Source organism: Bacillus sp. FSL L8-0099, from assembly GCF_038006385.1.
GTDB classification, from domain to species: Bacteria; Bacillota; Bacilli; order Bacillales; family Bacillaceae_G; genus Bacillus_A; species Bacillus_A toyonensis.
Genome location: NZ_JBBOVC010000001.1, coordinates 3424580 through 3443196 on the forward strand (window position 1 = coordinate 3424580; position 18617 = coordinate 3443196).

The window sequence follows — 18617 nt, forward strand, 5'->3', positions numbered from 1 at the left end:
TACAGAATGGAGATGTAATATGAAAAATACCGATAGACGCAATCGTTTAGATGATAGAATGTTTCATTATCGGATAACAAAGAACAACATAGTTTTAATTGAATATTACGGAAAACAAATTATGATTTTAAAAGGAAATGACGCTGAAAAATTTTTAAACAAAATAAATCATGCAAATAACGATAAAGAAAAACAACTGATTATGGCTAAAATTACAGGTAATTTCAAAAGAGGAAATGAACGTAATTGAAAACGAATCTCATTTTCTTTTTTGATTATACAGCATATTCAATAAGAAATGTCGCTCATATGGCATTTCTTTATATTTTCTTCACCAAAAATTCACATTGCTAACTTTCCTTTATTTTTTATTCTCCCTATATAAGCTGAGTACTGAAATACTTAGTAATACAACTATACACAACCACGCATACGTATACCCTTTCTGATCTACAATATACCCAAATAAGACAGGTGCAACAATAATAGCAATTTGATTTAATGTAAGAGCAAAACTCACTGTCATCCCTACAGATTCTTCACTTGCCGTTTCTGCAACTTCAATAATAAAAAGACTGAACCAGCCAATCGAAAAGAACCCTAACAATGCACTTACAACATACAAGAACTCACTCCTTATTGTATGTATATTCATTACTAACATAAGAATAAAACAGATAGAAGTGCAGACCGATATAAATAAAGGGATGCGCCGGTTTCCCTTATAACACAAATCACTAACAGCTGCCAATGTAATACGGCCAATCATTCCAGAAAAGAACATAACTGAAAATACTTTTCCGGCTAAAATAGGTGTAATTGATTGTTCCATTACTAAAAAATTTATAAAATGTCCAACTAACACCATTTGTAATGAAATCATGCAAATACCAGTTATATAAATTGGATACAACGCTTTTTTATGCATCACTGATTTTAACTGCACCCAAAAAGAGGTTTTTATACGTTCTTCTTTCCCTTCCTTCCGAACACATGAATCTCGATAAAATATAGAAAATAAAAGACCACCTATTATACAAATGCTTCCTATTACATGTATCGCATAAGACAAATTATATTTTATTACAAGTAACGGAATTAATACTCCCGCTAGTACACCACCAATAGGTATACCGGCTTGCCTGATCCCCATTGCTAACCCACGATTTTCTTTTGAGAACCATTTTAGTATCACTTTACTTCCTCCCGGCTGGGAAACACTATAAAACATTCCTACTAACAAAAGGACAAAGAGTAACCCTTTAAATCCATTTACTATATTAGTCAGTAAGAGCGAACCTCCGAGTAAAAATGAACTGATAGTAATTAACCATTTTTCATTATATTGATCCAGTAGCTTCCCAACAAAAAGCATGCAAAATAGCGGTCCAATATTTACAACGCTTACTAATAACCCACTCTCCATATTCGTAAGTGCGTATTCTTCCTTCCAAAATAAAGCGAAAGCTCCGACACCATACGTTATAAGTGTCGCTGTCGTTTGAGCAATCGTCGCAAAAATTAACATCATCCACTTATAAGTACTGTTCACATTCTCTTTCATTAGCATTAAGATCCCTCCATCCCCTTCCATTGTATGAAATTTTTGATATCATATAAAATAAATATTAATCATATAATCCATCAAAAAAATTGATACTTTTTTCGGAGGGATGATACGTGGACATAAAAGATTTAACTGTTTTTTACGAAGTTGCAAAAGAAAGAAATATATCTCATGCTGCAAAAAATTTAAACTATGTACAATCTGGCGTAACGATGCGTATGAAACAACTAGAAAACGAATTAGGTGTGCCTTTATTTTATCGAAATGGAAAAGGTGTTACTTTAACTTCTAACGGCGAGATTTTATTAACATACGCAAAACAAATCATCCACTTAATGGAGCAATCTGTTAAAGCGGTCCAAAGTAATGGAACCGAACCAAAAGGCACTTTAAAAATCGGATGTACAGAATCCACAACAGCTGTTCGGATTCCTTCCATATTAGCGAACTACTATGAGAATTACCCACAAGTCGAATTAGTTTTAGAAACAAATACGACGGAACAGCTAACCCATCTCGTATTAGACCGAAAACTAGACGGAGCATTTATCGCTGGAACTACTCAGCACGCTGAACTTCGTGCAAATGTATTTCGTGAAGAAGAATTAGTTCTCATTAGCAAAAATCCTTTATCCTCTTTCCAAGACATAGGAGACATGAATTTACTTACCTTTAGTCACGGTTGCTATTATAGAAGGTTATTAGAAGACTGGCTTCAAGAAGAAGGAATTTCACCTAAACGAGTTTTAGAGTTTGGAACGATTGAAGCGATACTCGCATGTGTAAAATCAGGTATGGGCATAGCAATTATGATGAAATCTATCTTAAATGGTCATAAACATGACGTATCATTCAACCCTTTACCAAATAGCTTCAAAAAAGTTCCTACTACTTTTATTACGAGAAAAGATATTTTTCACTCAGCTGCATTACAAAAATTTATGGAGATGACTCACAATGCGTGAAAAGAAAATACGTGGTATGAAACGAAAAACAAATACTATGATTAAACGAATTGAAGAATATACGAATACATTCCCTTCTACTTTCTATCATAATCAATATTGGTATATGCCTTTACCTGTTTCACAAGCTTTTATTAACTCTCAAAAAACCCCTAGGAAAGTAAAGAGATTGTGTATTCAAACTTTATTAAATCAAGCAAATCAATTATTGAAAATGAAACCGAACGACACAAATACATATCGAGTTGTAGTTATGATTTCCATTGCAGATTTATGGCGCTCTCAAATTATCATATTTAAAAACGATGACTACTTTCATACTTTTTTCCATAGAAATAGTGAATTTCAAAAATGGATTCCGCTTTCAAATGAATCTGTTTTTTGGGAAAAATGGGGAATTAAAATTTGGCATACCGTCAAAACATTGCACTTTCAAGAAATCATTCATGACGAAGATGAATGCTCTAAAAAAGAGATTTGGTTTATTGGAGAATTAGCGTGAAGAATGCACTGAACTCTATTATTTGAATCTACCCTGAAACAGTAACCACTCATTTTACATCATAGAAAAAGGTATACCTAAAATATTGGTATACCTTTTTCCCTATTTATTTTCCTTTTAAAACACTATGTAACCGATCCGGATAATTTGTAAACATTCCTGTAGCACCCCATTTAATTAACAATCTCATATCTGGTTTCTCATTAATTGTATACGGATGAATAAGCAGGTGATTTTCCCTAGCCTTTTTCATATATGACTCATCAATAATTAACTCTCCATTATCATTACGTAAGTTTGGCCCAATACCGACTGCATACTTTTTAATTTCTTGAAAATCATCATGCGTTACACTTTTCGGCTCATGTGTAATGCCAGACCATTCAACAATCTCGTTGTTATCATTTGGATAATACCAAAGTAGTTGGACTAACGGAATATTTTCATTCATACTATGAATCTTTTTTAAGCTATCTTTACTAAATGATTGAATCATAACACGACTAGAAGACATGTTCTGACCTATTAAATTATATTTTTTTAATAACGCTAATAATTTCTCTTCCATTCCTGGATACACATCTGGCGATTTTGTTTCAATATAATACTTCATACTTCTTCCGTACTTCTGAAAGATTTCTTCAAGAGTCGGAACTTTTTGACCAATATACTCTTGCTTAGCCTTTTCTGGATAAGCTTTATTGAACCATGACCCTGCATCTAAACTCTTTATTTCACTTAACGTTTTATCTCGTACTTCACCTGTACCATTTGTAGTTCGATCAACTGCTGTATCATGCATTGCAATTAATTGGCCATCCTTTGTTAATTGAATATCTAACTCCAAATAATCCGCTTTCATTTTTTTCACAAGATCATAAGAAGTAAAAGTATGCTCAGGTGCATGTCCACTTGCTCCGCGATGTGCAATATTTAAAAACTTATTCGTATTCCATTCATGCTTCCCTTCTGATTTCGCATGAACAGCTCCCCCAGCAAAGATACTTCCCGTCATAAAGAAAATAACTAAAACGCTAATAATTTTTCTCATCCTTCTAACCCTTCCTACGTTGCAAATTTCAACAAGCTAATGAGATTTACACGAAATAGAAGACATACTTTCATTATTTTTATAAGCCTATATTAAAATTCCAATCTTACAAATATATTTTCTCTATGTTATTAATAAAGAAAACTATTTCATTCCTATAGCCTCCTTTTCACATGTAACTCCCTATTGTGTACGGTTCATTCAATAAAAAAAGCCATAATTTATTTAGAGGACACTCCTGTATCCCTAAATAAATTTATGGCTTTTCTCAAATATCTCCGGCCTCTATTAACTTGTCGAAATTAATCATACCAAACCTATTAAATTTTGTGAATATGATTTTTTAATAAAGTAAAACTTCAATCAACCAAGTTTTATGCATCCTCCATTGAGTATTAGTCCACACTGATCAGACTTTTATGGACAATGATTAGCTATAATGTCTTTTTGTTTTTATCAACTATTTTATTTACATAATATTATTATCTTTTATAACAACTTTCATTTTTTACAATTCTTAGTTAAAAAGTGGATAATTTATATACAACCACACTTCCTTATTTATTTGAAAATTTCATAATAAATTGTTCATAACCTCTTCAAGTACTGTGTTTATTGGAGATATAACCTCTTTCCTTGAACGCCACCCTATAAAGCCATCAGGTCTAATCAATACAGCACCTCCATTCTCTATCCCATATAATTTGCTAAAAACATCTTCTTGAGCAATAAAGTCTCCACTTAGACCAACTCGATACACTTTTATATTTATTCCTAATTTAGATGAAGCATCATGTGCAGCTTCATCCCAAGAACAATTTTCTATTCCTGTAAGTAATACAAAATTGTTACCGAATAAGTCTAGTATAGAAGCTTCTTTCCCTTCATACACCCCAAAAAAATGTGGTGCTCGCGTGCCAGGTCTTCCGTTCAACTCTACTACATCCATTCTATGCGGAGTGTTGGAGTCATCTATAATCGCCTCTGAACAATACTGATACCCAACAGTTACAGCTAAACCATCCATATTATTCAAACTGCCTTCCTCTCTATTCGCAGCACGAAATAATAAACTACTCGCATAATCCGTCGTTAATTTTGCAACAGGGTATCTCTCATCATGGTATGTTTCTAACAATTTCGGTTTTGCTTTCCCTTTTATAACAGCAGCTAACTTCCAGGCTAAATTATGCGCATCTTGTATTCACGTATTTGAACCAAATCCTCCTGTTGGCGGCATAATATGTGCAGAATCACCAACTAAAAAAATGCGATTATCTTGAAATTTTATCGCTGTACTTTCACTCGCTTCCCACGGTAGAACACTTAATATTTCTGATTCAACATTTGTACTTCCAATTGCTGTTTGAATAATTTGTTTACAACGTTCTATATTGAAATCCTCTGGCCCCTCTCCTTTTAATGGATCGTAGGCTACATGATAAATCCATTTTTTTACGTTATCAACCGGGATGAGTGCACCAAGAACCTCCGGATGAAGTACCATAGAAAAACCGAATGCGTCTCCTTGTATAAACTCACTTAAATCAGCTTCAAAATAAATATTCATATAATAGCCACCAATGGTTCCACGACCCTCAGTTTTAATCCCTAACTGCTCACGTATTTTACTTTTCGCCCCATCTGCTGCAATTACATAATCACAATGTATGACACTCTCTTTTTCTGTTTCACGATCTCGAATCGTTGCTTTTACCCCGTTCTCATTTTGTTCAAATAAAATTAATTCATGATAAAAAGATAGTTCTCCGCCTAATGTCTTCGCTTCTTGTAACATCATTTCTTCTAAAATAATTTGATAACAAGCAGTTTGTTTTGATGCGCTAATCTCTTCTATTTTTTGAAGTAACTTTTCATCGTTTCCATACTGAGTGGCTCTCATTTTTTCCAATTCTTCCTTATTCGCCTCAGCTATTGTACGAACCGCTATTCTTCCTCGGCAATTTTCTAGTGCTTTCCCCGCCAATTTAATTCTATTTTCTAAACCTAATTCTCGAAATAACTCCATTGTACGTAAAGTAAGCCCGCCTGCTTTCGGATGAATTGCAGTAGACGGATGTCTTTCGATAAGTAAGTACCTAATATTATGTTTTGCAAGAAATAACGCAGACGCTAATCCTGATAATCCCCCTCCAACAATTAAAACTGGTACATAATTTGCTTTCATATATTTATCCTCCACATCATTGTTCTGAGCTCAGTATCATAAATATAATTAAAAAAAACATTAAAATATAGACTTATATTTCATTTTGAATTATTATATAGATAGATTACGCCCCAAAATCCCTTTTACCTTTTCATACATCTATAATCCACCTGAATTGTGTGTGTATGAAAGAGTAAAACAAAAGAACTTACTTTACGTTGAACCATGTTTTATTATAGAAATCAGAAATAATACAAAAATTATAAGCGATCATAACCTTATGGATTATATAAGGTTGCGATCGCTTATTTTATTGTTAAATCATTTTTCATTTTTAAAACTTCATCTATTGAGTTATGTAATCCTTCCAATCCCTTTTCTATCCCTCTATAATTTTCAACAATAAAAAATTCATTCGTCTCGATTTTCTTTCCCAATATTGCAGCTCATACAACAATCATGTAGCATTATCGTATCGATGCAATGGTTCATCATCTTAAACCTTTCGACTAATTTATTGGAGGCAAAGTGATTGAAATGAATAAACAAGAACAATTAAATGTTATAAAAAAAGATTTTATTGATTCTCAAAAAGTATTATTGGCAATTGGCGATGAAACAAGGCAAGCTATTTTGTTAGTTCTCATGGAAACGGAATGTCAAACCGGATTACGTGTAGGAGAAATTACGAAGCAAACACACCTTTCCCGCCCAGCAGTATCACATCACCTTAAGATTTTACGAGAAGCTGGTATTATTTTAATGCGAAAAGAAGGCACAAAAAACTTTTATTATATTGATATACGTACAAAATTAGGTTTATTAAAAAATCTTGTGTTAGATATTGAAAAGCTGTTGCACAACTTTTATTGAAATAAAGATACGGTATTTGGAGGTATAAGAAATGAAAGCAATGATAATTGATAGATATGGAAAAGTCCCAATGCGTATGACAGAGGTACCTACTCCTGAAATAAATGAGTATGAAGTGCTCGCAGAAATTCATGCAGCTAGCATTAATCCAATTGATTTTAAAATACGCGACGGAAAAGTAAAAATGTTACTGAAATATGAAATGCCCCTAATACTTGGTAATGACTTTTCCGGTGTCATCGTAAAGATTGGGGCAAAAGTGACTAACTTTAAAGTCGGTGATGAAATATATGCACGCCCAAGAAAAAATAAGATTGGTACTTTCGCGGAGTATATAGCCATTCATGAAGATGATATAGCTTTAAAACCTAATAATTTAAGTTTTGAGGAAGCTGCTTCGATTCCACTCGTTGGCTTAACATCATATCAAGCATTACATGACATCATGCAATTACAAAAAGGACAAAAGATTTTAATTCACGCTGGATCCGGTGGTGTTGGTACTTTTGCTATTCAGTTAGCAAAAATAATGGGTGCCACTGTTACAACGACTGCTAGTGAAGCTGGTGCGAATTTAGTAACATCTCTTGGCGCAGATGAAATTATTAATTATAAAACAGAGAAATTTGAAGATATACTAAAAAATTATGATGCGGTATTTGATACAATAGGCGGTGCAACACTTGAAAAATCATTCAATATTATAAAAAGCGGAGGAAACATTGTTTCCGTTTCAGGCATGCCGAATGCTCGCTTCGGTAAAGAATTTGGTTCAGGATTCTTTAAAACTCTCTTATTTTCATTAGCCAGCAAAAAACTTACCGCACTTGAAAAAAAGCATAATGCTCAATATTCATTTTTATTTATGAAGCCAAGCGGGGATCAATTACGTACTATTGCAAACTATATTAAAGCTGGACAAATCAAACCTGTAATCGATCGAGTTTTCCCTTTTGAAGATGCTCAAAAAGCAATGGAATATTCAGAGTCTGGAAGAGCAAAAGGAAAAATAATTGTAAAAATGAAATAATAATAAAACCTCCATTTTCTTAAAATGGAGGTTTTAAATTTGCTGTTAAATAGACATTGTGCAATGAAGTCCTTACAATAGATTGCAAGGGGAAATATTATATTATACTTTTAGTTAACTTTACAAAGAATACATACGTACAAATACATATCCTAATTACAAAAGAGGAGAAGATAAAATGACTAAAAATAATGAAGCTGGTTGGAATTTAGATAATAGTTATACGACTTTACCACAATCATTCTATACAGAAATCCCCCCTACTCCCGTAAGTTCACCGGAGCTAGTTAAACTAAATCATTCACTAGCAATATCTCTCGGCTTTAATCCTGAAGAATTGAAAAAAGAAGTTGAAATTGCTATTTTCGCTGGTAATGCATTCCCTGAAGGAGCTCATCCATTAGCTCAAGCGTATGCCGGTCATCAATTCGGACATTTTAATATGTTAGGCGACGGCCGTGCCCTTTTAATTGGCGAACAAATTACTCCTTCCGGTAAACGTTTTGACATTCAACTGAAAGGTTCTGGCCCTACTCCGTATTCACGCCGCGGTGATGGTCGTGCTGCACTCGGTCCGATGCTACGTGAGTATATTATTAGCGAAGCAATGTATGCACTTGATATTCCGACTACTCGCAGTTTAGCAGTTGTCTCAACTGGCGAACCAACATATCGTGAAACAAAGTTACCCGGAGCAATTTTAACTAGGGTTGCTAGTAGCCATATACGTGTTGGCACATTTCAATATGCTGCCGCTCGTGGTTCTATCGAGGATCTTCAATCACTAGCTGACTATACGATCAAAAGGCATTATCCAGAAATTGAATCTCATGAAAATCCATATACTGCATTACTACAAGAAGTCATTAAAAGACAAGCAAGTCTTATCGCTAAATGGCAACTTGTTGGATTTATCCATGGTGTAATGAACACTGACAATATAACGATTAGTGGGGAAACGATTGATTACGGTCCTTGTGCATTTATGGACAATTACGACCAAGGAACCGTATTTAGCTCTATTGACACACAAGGCCGTTATGGATATGGAAACCAACCATATATGGCTGCTTGGGATCTCGCTCGTTTAGCTGAATCTTTAATACCTATCCTACATGAAGATGAAGAAGCAGCATTAAAGATTGCACAAGACGAAATTTCAAAATTTAGTGTACAGTATGAAAACAATTGGTTCCTTGGAATGAAAAAGAAATTAGGACTATTTAGCAACGAGGAACAAGATCAATCACTTATTGAGCAACTTTTAAAAATGATGGAGAAATATAAAGCGGATTATACAAATACCTTCCGTTCTTTAACTCTCGATACGTTAGAAAATACCCCTCTATTCGAAAGTCCAGAATTTAAAGAATGGTACGGACTATGGCAATCTCGATTAGAAAAACAAGAAGAATCAAAAGAGAACGCCTATGAGATGATGAAAAATAATAACCCGTCGATCATCCCAAGGAACCACCGTGTAGAAGAAGCATTAGAAGCAGCTGTTACAGATGGAGATTATAGCGTAATGGAGAAACTTCTTGAAGCTTTATCAAATCCTTATGCTTATTCTGCAGAGCAAGAAGAATACTGTGTTCCACCCGTGCCTACGAATCGTCCTTATCGTACTTTTTGTGGGACTTGATTGTTTAATATGTAACAAGGTGTGTTCATACCAATTGTGTGAACGCACCCTTTTTATATCCCCCCACTCAACTAAAACTTTAAAATGCACATCCCCCGATGCCATTTCTTTAATCCAAAACAAATTCTACACTATTCCAATAGACTTACTCGTAAGCTTGTTAAACAAATATTGAGAAATATAAAACATCATTTCTAAATATTTTTATTTTTGATACTATATTTTATAAGAATATTCAAAAAGTGAGGGGATTTCATGAACGTTCAACTACAAGGTAATGAACAAACTACAAAATTATTTAATGACTGGTATTTGGCTATGCTAAAACAAGATGTATCCCAAGCGACAAACTTAAAGCATGAAATTGAGGAAAAGGAACTAAACTTCGAGGAAGATGAAAATTTAGCATTATATCATTCCTTACTAGAGTTTCGACATAAAGTTTTGACAGATAGTTTAAGTATTTCAAAAGATAGCTTTGATAAAATAGATTCTTACGTAATCTCATCCAATCATCCACTGTCTTACTACTATCACTTCTTTAAAGGCATTTATGCAACTTTAACCACAGACTATAACATAGCTAGCGAACATTATGAACAGGCTAAGTTATTATTAGTAAATAACACTGATAATCTAGAGCATGCTGAATTTTATTATCGAATGGCGATTTTCCATTATCACTTTTACCAACCAATTGAATCCATTGAATATGCAACTAAAGCTAAAGAGATTTTCGATAAACAAACTGGCTACGAAGTTAAAGTTGGATTATGTAAAAATACATTAGGTGCCTCATTTGTATATTTAAAACAATATGAACAAGCGGAAGAACAATATAATTCAGCAATACACCTTTTACAAAAATCTAATGAAAAAGAATTAATTTTAAGTGTGCGCAATAATTTTGGTTGGTTATATGCGAGTCAAAACCTCTCCACACTCGCAATCCGTCACCTATCAGAAGTAACTGAAAAGAAGCCTACACATTTCAAAGCTCTCTTCTTGCAAGCAAGAGAACACTCTAAACTAGATGAAACAATTATCGCTGAAGGATTAATCCAAAAAGGGTTAAAAATTTGTACGGAATTAAATAATGAAGAATATATATATCATTTTAAAATTCTAAACGAACTAAATAATAATGTTAGTTCTGAAGAATTAGAAACAATTATTCTTAAAGGAATTACGTTTTTCGACAAAGAATTATTATATAACTACACTCAAGAATACTCAGAAAAATTAGCTGTTAAATTTTATAGTGAAAATAACCACATTAAGGCAAGTGAATATTTTCATAAAGCGTTACAAGCAAAAGAAAAAACGTTTGAGAAAGGGGCATTGAAATGATAAAAAAAATTAGCTCTGTTTTTTTAGGACTATCTGTTTTCGGTATTTTGGCTACTGGTATTCATAGTTCATTTACATACCAAGCGGGTCATGCTGATCTTCCTGCACCACAAAGACCTGACCTTGTTCAATCCGTTGGCGTAAGTACAGACTACAACTCAACAACAACTGAAAAAGCACTTTAAAAAATGAAAGACCTTCAATTAAGAAGGTCTTTTTAAATACGCTTATTTAGAATATTTCCCTTTCATGCAGGTTTTATTTTCTCATCAACTCCGCAATCCTCTTACTCCCCTCACTACCAACTTTCTCAAGTTCCTCCACAACTAAATTCCGTCTCTCTATAGAATGATTTTGACTTAACTTCGCTTTTCCTTCTATTTTATTTATCTTTATTTTAAACCCAACTATCCCCTTACTTAACCCTGCCATATAATCCGGGTCTACATCATCAAGTGAGTAGGTGCTCTGTGGATCTTCATATTTATGTACTAAGTCTTGAAGAGAATTTAATAATTCCTGTTTATCTTCAACAACTTCTAACTCTCCATATACATGTACTGCAACATAGTTCCATGTTGGTACAGCTTTGTTTGTTTCATACCATGACGGAGAGATGTAACTATGCGGCCCTTGAAATATAGCTAATACTTGCTGATTCTCACTATCTTTCCACTGTGCATTCGGACGTGCGAAGTGACCATATAACGTGAGCGTTTCCCTATTTAGCAACAACGGTAAATGCGTTGCATATGGTTCCCCGTTATGTTGAGAAAATAATGTCGCAAAGCTATTTTGTTCAATTGTTTCGTACTTCATCTCTTCATCTTGTATTGCAAAATATTTTGGTATGTACATTAGCTCCCTCTTTTCCGCTCTTTTCTATTTTCTTTCCTATTATATTTAGTAATCGCATCAATCAACAGGGCCAGTTTGTCATTATTTTATAGTGGCAGCATTCAATTTAATAAGAATAGGTCGCATGTACTTAATGCGACCTTAGTTTATTTTTCCAAATATATTTGTAATAAATGCTGTTTTACCTTCGCCATAGCTCGATCGATTTTTCGACTCTCTTGCTAACTCTTCCTTCAAGTTTCCATACTCATTAGCTACTTCAGTATGTTCACGCAGGTAATCTCGAAACGCTATATGCCTTCTCAACTCTTCACTATTTTTATCACACACATATAAATGATGTTCCATCCAAACTGTATTTCCCTCGTTCCATGGAACGAACGCATCCTTTCTTCCAAACGCTTCTCTTCCTTTAAAGCTCCATTCTAACTGATGATAGTACCCTATCTTCTCCAGTTTTTTTACTACCTCATGAAAAATTTCGTACTCTTCTATTACAACATTAATATCTAATATTGGTTTTGATGCAAGCCCTTTAACAGATGTACTCCCAACATGTTCAATGGATAAAATGCTACCTTCCATTACATTGTTAATTAGAGTGTGTAATTTGTAAAATTCACTTTCCCATTTCATGTTATATTCTTCGATAGTAATTCTCTGTTTCAATGTATCCTTCCCCTCAAAAACAATTATAGCCTTTGAATATGAGTATCCTTAAAATCCGTCTCATATTTCAATCCATAACCAAACATTCGATCCATTCCAATATGTGCTGTCCATATTAAACCAACCATTAAAATTGGATCTAGCTTAAAAAAAACACCAATTAAAATAAGTAATATCGATATGATATACGTGTGAAATAAATTATAAATTCTTGCACCTATACGATTGTTTATCGTGTATGCTACCATCGCTAAATCCGGCGTAAAAAGTAATGCGATAAATATTAACCAACTAAATCCACATACTGCGTATATATATATCGCAGCTAATAAAACGACAAATCCTTCAAGATGTATAATTCGTTTCTCCAAATTGCATCATCCCTTATCCTTTAACTGAAACACCTTATTCGGATTCAAAATATTTTGCGGATCAAGAGCTTTCTTTATTTTCTCCATTACGAATAATGCCGCCCCATGTTCTTCTTCTTGATACTTTCGTTTTCCGACTCCAACGCCATGTTCTCCCGTGCACGTTCCACCTCGTTTAAGAGCATATAGAACGATACTTTCGTTTATTTCGTCTGCCTTCTTCACTTCTTCTTTATCCTTTGTATCAATCATTAAGAGTACATGGAAATTCCCATCCCCAACATGACCGAGAATACCGCCAATAAGGCCTACTTTATCTAATACCTCTTTCGCATGTTGAATTGCGCCAGCTAATTCCGAAATTGGCACACATACGTCTGTACTCATTAGCTTTTTACCAGGATAACTATGCACGTAAGAGTACGCTAAGTTATGTCTTGCATCCCACAGTTTATTTCTCGCTGCTGTTTCCGTCTCAAACGCAATTTCTATACATTTATGATCAAGAACGATTTCTTTCGTAAATTCAATATCTTGCTTTAACCCTGCTTCATTGCCGTGAAACTCTAAAAACAGCGTCGGTTCTTCTCTGTAACTTGTTTCATTGTAATGATTTACTTGTTTCATAGATAATTCATCAACGAGTTCAATTCTCGCGATTGGAATACCTGCTTGTAATATGTTAATTACAGCTTCTACTGCATCATTTATAGTTGGAAACGATGCCCTGGCAGCCATAACATGCTCTGGTATACCATATACTTTTAAAGTTAATTCCGTAAAACATCCAAGCGTCCCTTCTGAACCTACGAAAATACCATTTAAATGATAACCTGATGATGACTTCGCTGCTAAATTCCCCGTATGTATTATGCCTCCATCAGCTAGAACCACTTCTAAATCACGAACTTGATCACGCATTACGCCATACTTAACCGCTGTCGTTCCGCTTGCATTTGTAGCAGCCATTCCACCTAACGTTGCATCGGCTCCTGGGTCTACACTAAAAAACAAACCGTATTTCTTCAGTTCTTTATTGAGCTGAGAGCGGGTCACTCCTGGCTGTACTCTCACAAGAAAATCTTTCTCCCTTATTTCAAGTATTTTATTCATAAGAGAAAAATCCATTGTGATTCCCTTTTCATACGGAATTACATGTCCTTCTAAACTAGAGCCTACCCCAAATGGAACGACAGATCTTTTATGCTCACTCGCTACTTTCATTATCCCGCTAACCTCTTCGGTCGTTTTTGGAAAAACAACTACATCAGGTAAACTACTAGTATGGTAAGATTCATCTTTACTATGTAACTCTCTTACTGTCTCATTTATTACTACTCGCTCTTCAGGAAGTATATCCTTTAATTCATTTACTAAATGCTCAATTGTTATTTCCATAACTAACTCTCCTTTTTTAATTTTAAAATAAGTATACCATTTTTATACAAAATAATTAGAAAAATGAGATTTTTTAACTTTAAGCATACAAAAAAGAACTTGCAGCACTCGCTACAAGTTCTTTTTAAACTACATTTTATATGACTTCTTTATTAACAACATAAACCAAATTAAAGTAACTGCCATCAATGAATGAGAGAAACCTACAATATACGTTAACCCTTTAAAATCCGCTCCATTTAATTGAAGAAGCCCTCTCGCTGCCAGCGAACCTAACATTAAAGTTAATGCAATGTTATGTAAAACAAACCATTTATTAAATCCTTTCACTTCATGAAACGCGAATACTTTTGCTAATCCTAAAGCAATTAAAAAGAAGAAAAAACCAAGTACAAGTGTATGTGTATGTAAAAGATTTAATAAAGTAGAGCCTAAAATCCCTTTATACTTCCCATACTCCCTAGCAAATATTCCTGACAATAAACCGATAATTAAATACGTAAACGATGCATTATATAATTTTTTCATTATATACCTCCTTGAGTAGAATGTGTAGTGTGTCATATTTAGTAATAATGATAGTTATATAGTAAAAACTCCTAGTCACCTAGGAGTTATTGTATAAGCATCTCACTCTTTACAATCAAATCTAATTATAAAATATCCTTTTATACAAAACAAACGAACTTTATGTGAACAAGTAGAGCGTAATTAAAATATGTTGCACTTTTGTATTACGCAATCCATACTAATTGTTATAACATTTAAAGGTGGTGCAATAGATTGATAGTTCTTGAAACTGAACGACTCACTCTTCGTTGGCTCGATATAAAAGATGCTCCGTTTATTCTTGAATTAGTAAACGATCCTGCATGGATTCAGTTTATTGGCGATAAAGGGGTTAGAAACTTAGAAGACGCAAAAAATTATATCGTAAACGGACCAGTCGATATGTATAACAAACTCGGATTTGGCCTTTACTTAGTAGAAAGAAAAGAAGACCTCACGCCACTTGGCATGTGCGGTCTTATTAAAAGAGATTCATTAGAAGATGTTGATATCGGCTTTGCCTTTTTAGAAAAATTCCGTTCAAAAGGATATGGCCACGAGTCTGCTTCTGCGGTAATCGAATACGGTGTACAAAAATTTGGACTGAAACGAATTGTAGCAATTACTTCAATAGATAACACCGCCTCAGGAAAGCTTTTAGAAAAAGTAGGATTGCAGTTCGAAAAGATAATTTCAGACTCAGGAGAAGATTTAAAATTATTCGGGTATAACGTATAATACTTAAGACGCAATTCATTGAACCTCTTCCTATAACTGAAGGTTTTGGCAAGGAAAAGAACAGCCAATTACTTAAAAAGTATTTCTGGCATTTGTTCCACGAGCAGACAACCAAAATGGTGTCCTATATTTTATTGCAAGAATTCCTAAATCTCCCCAAAATTCATTTTAAATTTATAATGAGTGAGTTCATTTGCATATAAAAAAGACAGGGATAATTAGAATATTACTTCATTGAAAAAAACAAAAAGGAACCCTTTACGGATTCCTTTTTGTTTTTCACTCTTTTTCAAACAGTGCATTTTTGCACCTAACTTTAGTATAACCTATAATTTATATAAAATAAATATGATTTATTATTATGTCCAGGAATTATTTTAAGCCACTAGATACTGCTGTCCAGAATTGTTTATTCTCCTGTCCTATTGCATAAACGGAAACCCCTGCAAGATTCTTTGTGATTGTATAGTGAGTTTTTTGTTTAATACTTGTTTCATCCTCATACCAAACTTCATGCTTATGATTATTTTTATCCGTATACGTAAACACCATCGAACCAGACGCTCCATCACGACGCGGTTTTGCATTTGTTTTTTGAATAAGTTCATTTGTGTCCTTCCAAGCAAGCATTTTGCTATTACTTTTATCACTCAAATCCCAATCATTTCCGTATGCAGGGATACCCATAATAATTTTTTTATTATCTACCACTCTAGTAGTGTAATTTAGATTTTCTTCTAACCATGGCTTACTAATAGTAGATCCTGGTTGACTCCATGTACCATGTTCATCGTAAGTCATTACTTGAAGAAAATCTACATTTTCACCTAATTGAGCATAATCAAATGGCCATGTCCATGTATTCTCACGATCATCCTCATTCTTGGCAGGAACCGATACCATAACAGAATGACCTGAACCATGGAATTTTTTTGATGTCTCTTTTACAAAAGTAGTAAGTAAGTCCCGATCTTCTGGCTTAATATTTTCTAAATCAATATTTACGCCATCATACTTATATTTAACAACTATATTATATATTTGATTTATTAATTTTGTTCTTTTCCCTGAATTAGAAAGAACGTTATGAGCTAAATTCTCGTCAAAGTAATTAATATCATTATTAAAGTTAGATAAAGCTGCATAAATTTTTATTTTATTTTTTTGCGAATAGGACAATACTTCTTTAGGTGCTTCCCCTTGCACAGTACCATCTGCATAAAAGAAAAAGTTATCTGTTGATACTTGATTCATTGCTGGTTGTGTTACCTTTAGAGAATCAGTGGATGTACCATATAAGGTATACCCGAGAACAATAGGTTGTTCTGTGCTATCGGCAGAAACTAACATAGTATTGTATGCTAGAATTGCAGATAGGCTGAAAGCGATTATGTACGGTTTTAACTTCATTTTTCTATCTCTCCTTTTTTGAGTAATATATATTCACGAATATAAATCTGATTATCTTTATAAAAAGATTATATAGATACAATATAAATTACTCTATAGTAAATTACCTCAACTGAAAAATTCTCTCCCTTCATCACTCCAAGTGTTTACACCGTGTAAACACCACAAACAAATAGTAACCCTAAGTATTTTTAATGTCAACACTCATTTTTATTGTGTGCAATAGACAATACTAAAAATTCTAGACCAGATATATAATCTTGCTTAAAATTAAGAATTTCACAAAAAGATAGTTACAACGTGTTAACACACATATATAATTCAAATCGCTAGGGTATTTACACGATGTTAATACCTTTATCCTCTCTAAAAATGATAGTTTGTACACTATACAAAAGCTCTAAGGAACTTGTTGAATGAAAAAATTCAGGAAATAACAAACATTACTTAGCAAGTACTTTCAGTTTAAAAGAAGGTATAGTTTTTACATTAGTAAATACAGACGCAGCTGAGAATTTGAACACTAAAACGAACATACGCACAAAAACCAAAATCACAAACTCGTTACTAAATAAGCAATTTGTTTAGTAAGGTAATAATATAAACTGATACTATATGTTTTTATATAACCTGATTACCATATGACTAATATTGATTTGTAATTTATTTCATATTAAAATGGTGAGTAATATTAATAAATAAAAACTATTTACAATATGGAGTGCAAATTAATGGTCTCAACACGGAAACAAGAATTAGAACAGATGCGTAATGCTAGAAGAATACAAATTTTAGATGTTGCATTGGAGTTGGCCTTAGAAAAGGGATTAATGGATATCACTATTGTGGATATCGTTAATAAAGCAAAAATTAGTAGAGTTACCCTTTACAAATACTATAAATCCATTCATGAAATTTTATTTAATATTCAAATCCGAATCTTAACAGAGTTACTAGAAGCTGAAAAAGAAGAAGTACAAAACGGAACTAACGCTTTCGAAAAGATGGAATCTATGTTTAAATTTATTAGTCATCAATATCAAACAAACTCCTCCCAATTCCGCTTCATAGGCTTGTTTGATCAATTGTATTCTAAATCGTATCCTACACCAGAGTTAGAAGAAAAATATACATCTATTACAGGGCAAGCTTTATTCACATTACAAGAATTAATCGAAGAAGGAATACAAGATGGTTCATTCCGTAAAGATATAGATCCTCGATTACTTGCCTTAACCATTACCCATATCTTATTGGGTACCTTATATCGAATGGCTACGAGAAGTGATGTGTATGAAAAAGAAAGTATTGACTGCTCTGATGAACTGTTACAAACTTTAATTAACTTTTTAATTACTTCTGTTTCTCACAGATAACTATCTAGGCTTCTTCACATTTAGAAAAGCTATTTATATTTTAGGTTGAAGGTCTAACTAATTATCTATTGATAAATAAGTATAAAAAAGAAGTT

General features: G+C 33.4%; 18 protein-coding genes and 1 pseudogene. 10 read left to right on the forward strand and 9 right to left on the reverse strand.

All coding sequences use genetic code 11. The features are described from left to right. Positions 1 to 19 precede the first annotated feature (19 nt). Positions 20 to 250 carry a hypothetical protein gene (locus MHH42_RS17285; protein ID WP_000798812.1) on the forward strand — a complete coding sequence of 77 codons (231 nt, stop codon included), beginning with the start codon at positions 20 to 22 and terminating at the stop codon, positions 248 to 250. A gap of 111 nt (positions 251 to 361) precedes the next feature. Here the strand turns inward: MHH42_RS17285 and MHH42_RS17290 are convergent, their stop codons facing one another. Beyond that, the gene (locus MHH42_RS17290; RefSeq protein WP_140154009.1) at positions 362 to 1594 is read right to left on the reverse strand and encodes an MFS transporter; all 1233 of its coding nucleotides are present in this window, start codon (positions 1592 to 1594) and stop codon (positions 362 to 364) included. 86 nt (positions 1595 to 1680) lie between these two features. Here MHH42_RS17290 and MHH42_RS17295 point away from each other — a divergent pair, with 86 nt between their 5' ends. Next, positions 1681 to 2532: a LysR family transcriptional regulator gene (locus MHH42_RS17295; protein ID WP_097953774.1), complete on the forward strand. Its 852-nt coding sequence runs from the start codon at positions 1681 to 1683 to the stop codon at positions 2530 to 2532. Next, positions 2525 to 3034 carry a DUF3916 domain-containing protein gene (locus MHH42_RS17300; protein WP_340893663.1) on the forward strand — a complete coding sequence of 170 codons (510 nt, stop codon included), beginning with the start codon at positions 2525 to 2527 and terminating at the stop codon, positions 3032 to 3034. The genes MHH42_RS17295 and MHH42_RS17300 overlap by 8 nt, the downstream gene beginning before the upstream one ends. A 106-nt stretch (positions 3035 to 3140) precedes the next feature. Here the strand turns inward: MHH42_RS17300 and MHH42_RS17305 are convergent, their stop codons facing one another. Both MHH42_RS17305 and MHH42_RS17310 read right to left on the reverse strand, forming a co-directional pair. Beyond that, complete coding sequence (locus MHH42_RS17305) at positions 3141 to 4085, reverse strand: glycerophosphodiester phosphodiesterase (protein WP_001226355.1); 945 nt, start codon at positions 4083 to 4085, stop codon at positions 3141 to 3143. A gap of 574 nt (positions 4086 to 4659) precedes the next feature. Then, a pseudogene (locus MHH42_RS17310) lies at positions 4660 to 6273 on the reverse strand (FAD-dependent oxidoreductase). 510 nt (positions 6274 to 6783) lie between these two features. Here MHH42_RS17310 and MHH42_RS17315 point away from each other — a divergent pair. The 5 genes from MHH42_RS17315 to MHH42_RS17335 all read left to right on the forward strand — a co-directional run bounded on the left by MHH42_RS17315 (position 6784) and on the right by MHH42_RS17335 (position 11338). Next, positions 6784 to 7128: an ArsR/SmtB family transcription factor gene (locus MHH42_RS17315; protein ID WP_000571879.1), complete on the forward strand. Its 345-nt coding sequence runs from the start codon at positions 6784 to 6786 to the stop codon at positions 7126 to 7128. A gap of 31 nt (positions 7129 to 7159) precedes the next feature. Then, positions 7160 to 8158, forward strand: a complete 999-nt coding sequence (locus MHH42_RS17320; protein WP_098822092.1) for an NADP-dependent oxidoreductase — start codon at positions 7160 to 7162, stop codon at positions 8156 to 8158. A gap of 178 nt (positions 8159 to 8336) precedes the next feature. Further along, complete coding sequence (locus tag MHH42_RS17325; RefSeq protein WP_340893664.1) at positions 8337 to 9803, forward strand: protein adenylyltransferase SelO; 1467 nt, start codon at positions 8337 to 8339, stop codon at positions 9801 to 9803. Between the two features lie 255 nt (positions 9804 to 10058). Continuing rightward, on the forward strand, positions 10059 to 11153 hold the full coding sequence (locus MHH42_RS17330) for a response regulator aspartate phosphatase (protein WP_340893666.1): 1095 nt from the start codon (positions 10059 to 10061) through the stop codon (positions 11151 to 11153). Beyond that, positions 11150 to 11338: a Phr family secreted Rap phosphatase inhibitor gene (locus tag MHH42_RS17335; RefSeq protein ID WP_000592018.1), complete on the forward strand. Its 189-nt coding sequence runs from the start codon at positions 11150 to 11152 to the stop codon at positions 11336 to 11338. Before MHH42_RS17330 ends, MHH42_RS17335 begins: the two co-directional genes overlap by 4 nt. A gap of 73 nt (positions 11339 to 11411) precedes the next feature. On the opposite strand, the gene MHH42_RS17340 is transcribed toward MHH42_RS17335, so the two are convergent. The 5 genes from MHH42_RS17340 to MHH42_RS17360 all read right to left on the reverse strand — a co-directional run bounded on the left by MHH42_RS17340 (position 11412) and on the right by MHH42_RS17360 (position 14977). Next, positions 11412 to 12011 (reverse strand): FMN-binding negative transcriptional regulator, encoded by a 600-nt coding sequence (locus MHH42_RS17340; RefSeq protein ID WP_340893667.1) that lies wholly within the window; start codon positions 12009 to 12011, stop codon positions 11412 to 11414. Positions 12012 to 12152: 141 nt separating this feature from the next. Next, positions 12153 to 12680, reverse strand: a complete 528-nt coding sequence (locus tag MHH42_RS17345) for a GrpB family protein (protein WP_340893668.1) — start codon at positions 12678 to 12680, stop codon at positions 12153 to 12155. 23 nt (positions 12681 to 12703) lie between these two features. After that, positions 12704 to 13051, reverse strand: a complete 348-nt coding sequence (locus MHH42_RS17350) for a DUF4260 domain-containing protein (protein WP_340893669.1) — start codon at positions 13049 to 13051, stop codon at positions 12704 to 12706. Positions 13052 to 13057: 6 nt separating this feature from the next. Further along, positions 13058 to 14449 carry an FAD-binding oxidoreductase gene (locus MHH42_RS17355; RefSeq protein WP_340893670.1) on the reverse strand — a complete coding sequence of 464 codons (1392 nt, stop codon included), beginning with the start codon at positions 14447 to 14449 and terminating at the stop codon, positions 13058 to 13060. 129 nt (positions 14450 to 14578) lie between these two features. Then, positions 14579 to 14977, reverse strand: coding sequence for a DUF2871 family protein (locus MHH42_RS17360; protein ID WP_000737892.1), 399 nt, complete (start codon positions 14975 to 14977; stop codon positions 14579 to 14581). 255 nt (positions 14978 to 15232) lie between these two features. On the opposite strand from MHH42_RS17360, the gene MHH42_RS17365 reads away from it, so the two are divergent. Next, complete coding sequence (locus tag MHH42_RS17365) at positions 15233 to 15736, forward strand: GNAT family N-acetyltransferase (protein ID WP_000636222.1); 504 nt, start codon at positions 15233 to 15235, stop codon at positions 15734 to 15736. A 372-nt stretch (positions 15737 to 16108) separates the two neighbouring features. Here the strand turns inward: MHH42_RS17365 and MHH42_RS17370 are convergent, their stop codons facing one another. Continuing rightward, a complete protein-coding gene (locus MHH42_RS17370; protein ID WP_000769448.1) occupies positions 16109 to 17146 on the reverse strand; it encodes a glycosyl hydrolase family 18 protein in 1038 nt (345 codons plus the stop codon). A 731-nt stretch (positions 17147 to 17877) separates the two neighbouring features. Between MHH42_RS17370 and MHH42_RS17375 the strand changes: the two genes are divergently transcribed. Further along, a complete protein-coding gene (locus MHH42_RS17375) occupies positions 17878 to 18522 on the forward strand; it encodes a TetR/AcrR family transcriptional regulator (RefSeq protein ID WP_000255295.1) in 645 nt (214 codons plus the stop codon). Positions 18523 to 18617: the final 95 nt, after the last annotated feature.

Bases quoted from the DNA above. Each gene is read 5' to 3' on its own strand.
- MHH42_RS17285 (WP_000798812.1), top strand. From the start codon at position 20: ATGAAAAATACCGATAGACGCAATCGTTTAGATGATAGAATGTTTCAT.
- MHH42_RS17290 (WP_140154009.1), bottom strand. From the start codon at position 1,594: ATGGAAGGGGATGGAGGGATCTTAATGCTAATGAAAGAGAATGTGAAC.
- MHH42_RS17300 (WP_340893663.1), top strand. From the start codon at position 2,525: ATGCGTGAAAAGAAAATACGTGGTATGAAACGAAAAACAAATACTATG.
- MHH42_RS17305 (WP_001226355.1), bottom strand. From the start codon at position 4,085: ATGAGAAAAATTATTAGCGTTTTAGTTATTTTCTTTATGACGGGAAGT.
- MHH42_RS17320 (WP_098822092.1), top strand. From the start codon at position 7,160: ATGAAAGCAATGATAATTGATAGATATGGAAAAGTCCCAATGCGTATG.
- MHH42_RS17325 (WP_340893664.1), top strand. From the start codon at position 8,337: ATGACTAAAAATAATGAAGCTGGTTGGAATTTAGATAATAGTTATACG.
- MHH42_RS17330 (WP_340893666.1), top strand. From the start codon at position 10,059: ATGAACGTTCAACTACAAGGTAATGAACAAACTACAAAATTATTTAAT.
- MHH42_RS17335 (WP_000592018.1), top strand. From the start codon at position 11,150: ATGATAAAAAAAATTAGCTCTGTTTTTTTAGGACTATCTGTTTTCGGT.
- MHH42_RS17340 (WP_340893667.1), bottom strand. From the start codon at position 12,011: ATGTACATACCAAAATATTTTGCAATACAAGATGAAGAGATGAAGTAC.
- MHH42_RS17355 (WP_340893670.1), bottom strand. From the start codon at position 14,449: ATGGAAATAACAATTGAGCATTTAGTAAATGAATTAAAGGATATACTT.
- MHH42_RS17360 (WP_000737892.1), bottom strand. From the start codon at position 14,977: ATGAAAAAATTATATAATGCATCGTTTACGTATTTAATTATCGGTTTA.
- MHH42_RS17370 (WP_000769448.1), bottom strand. From the start codon at position 17,146: ATGAAGTTAAAACCGTACATAATCGCTTTCAGCCTATCTGCAATTCTA.
- MHH42_RS17375 (WP_000255295.1), top strand. From the start codon at position 17,878: ATGGTCTCAACACGGAAACAAGAATTAGAACAGATGCGTAATGCTAGA.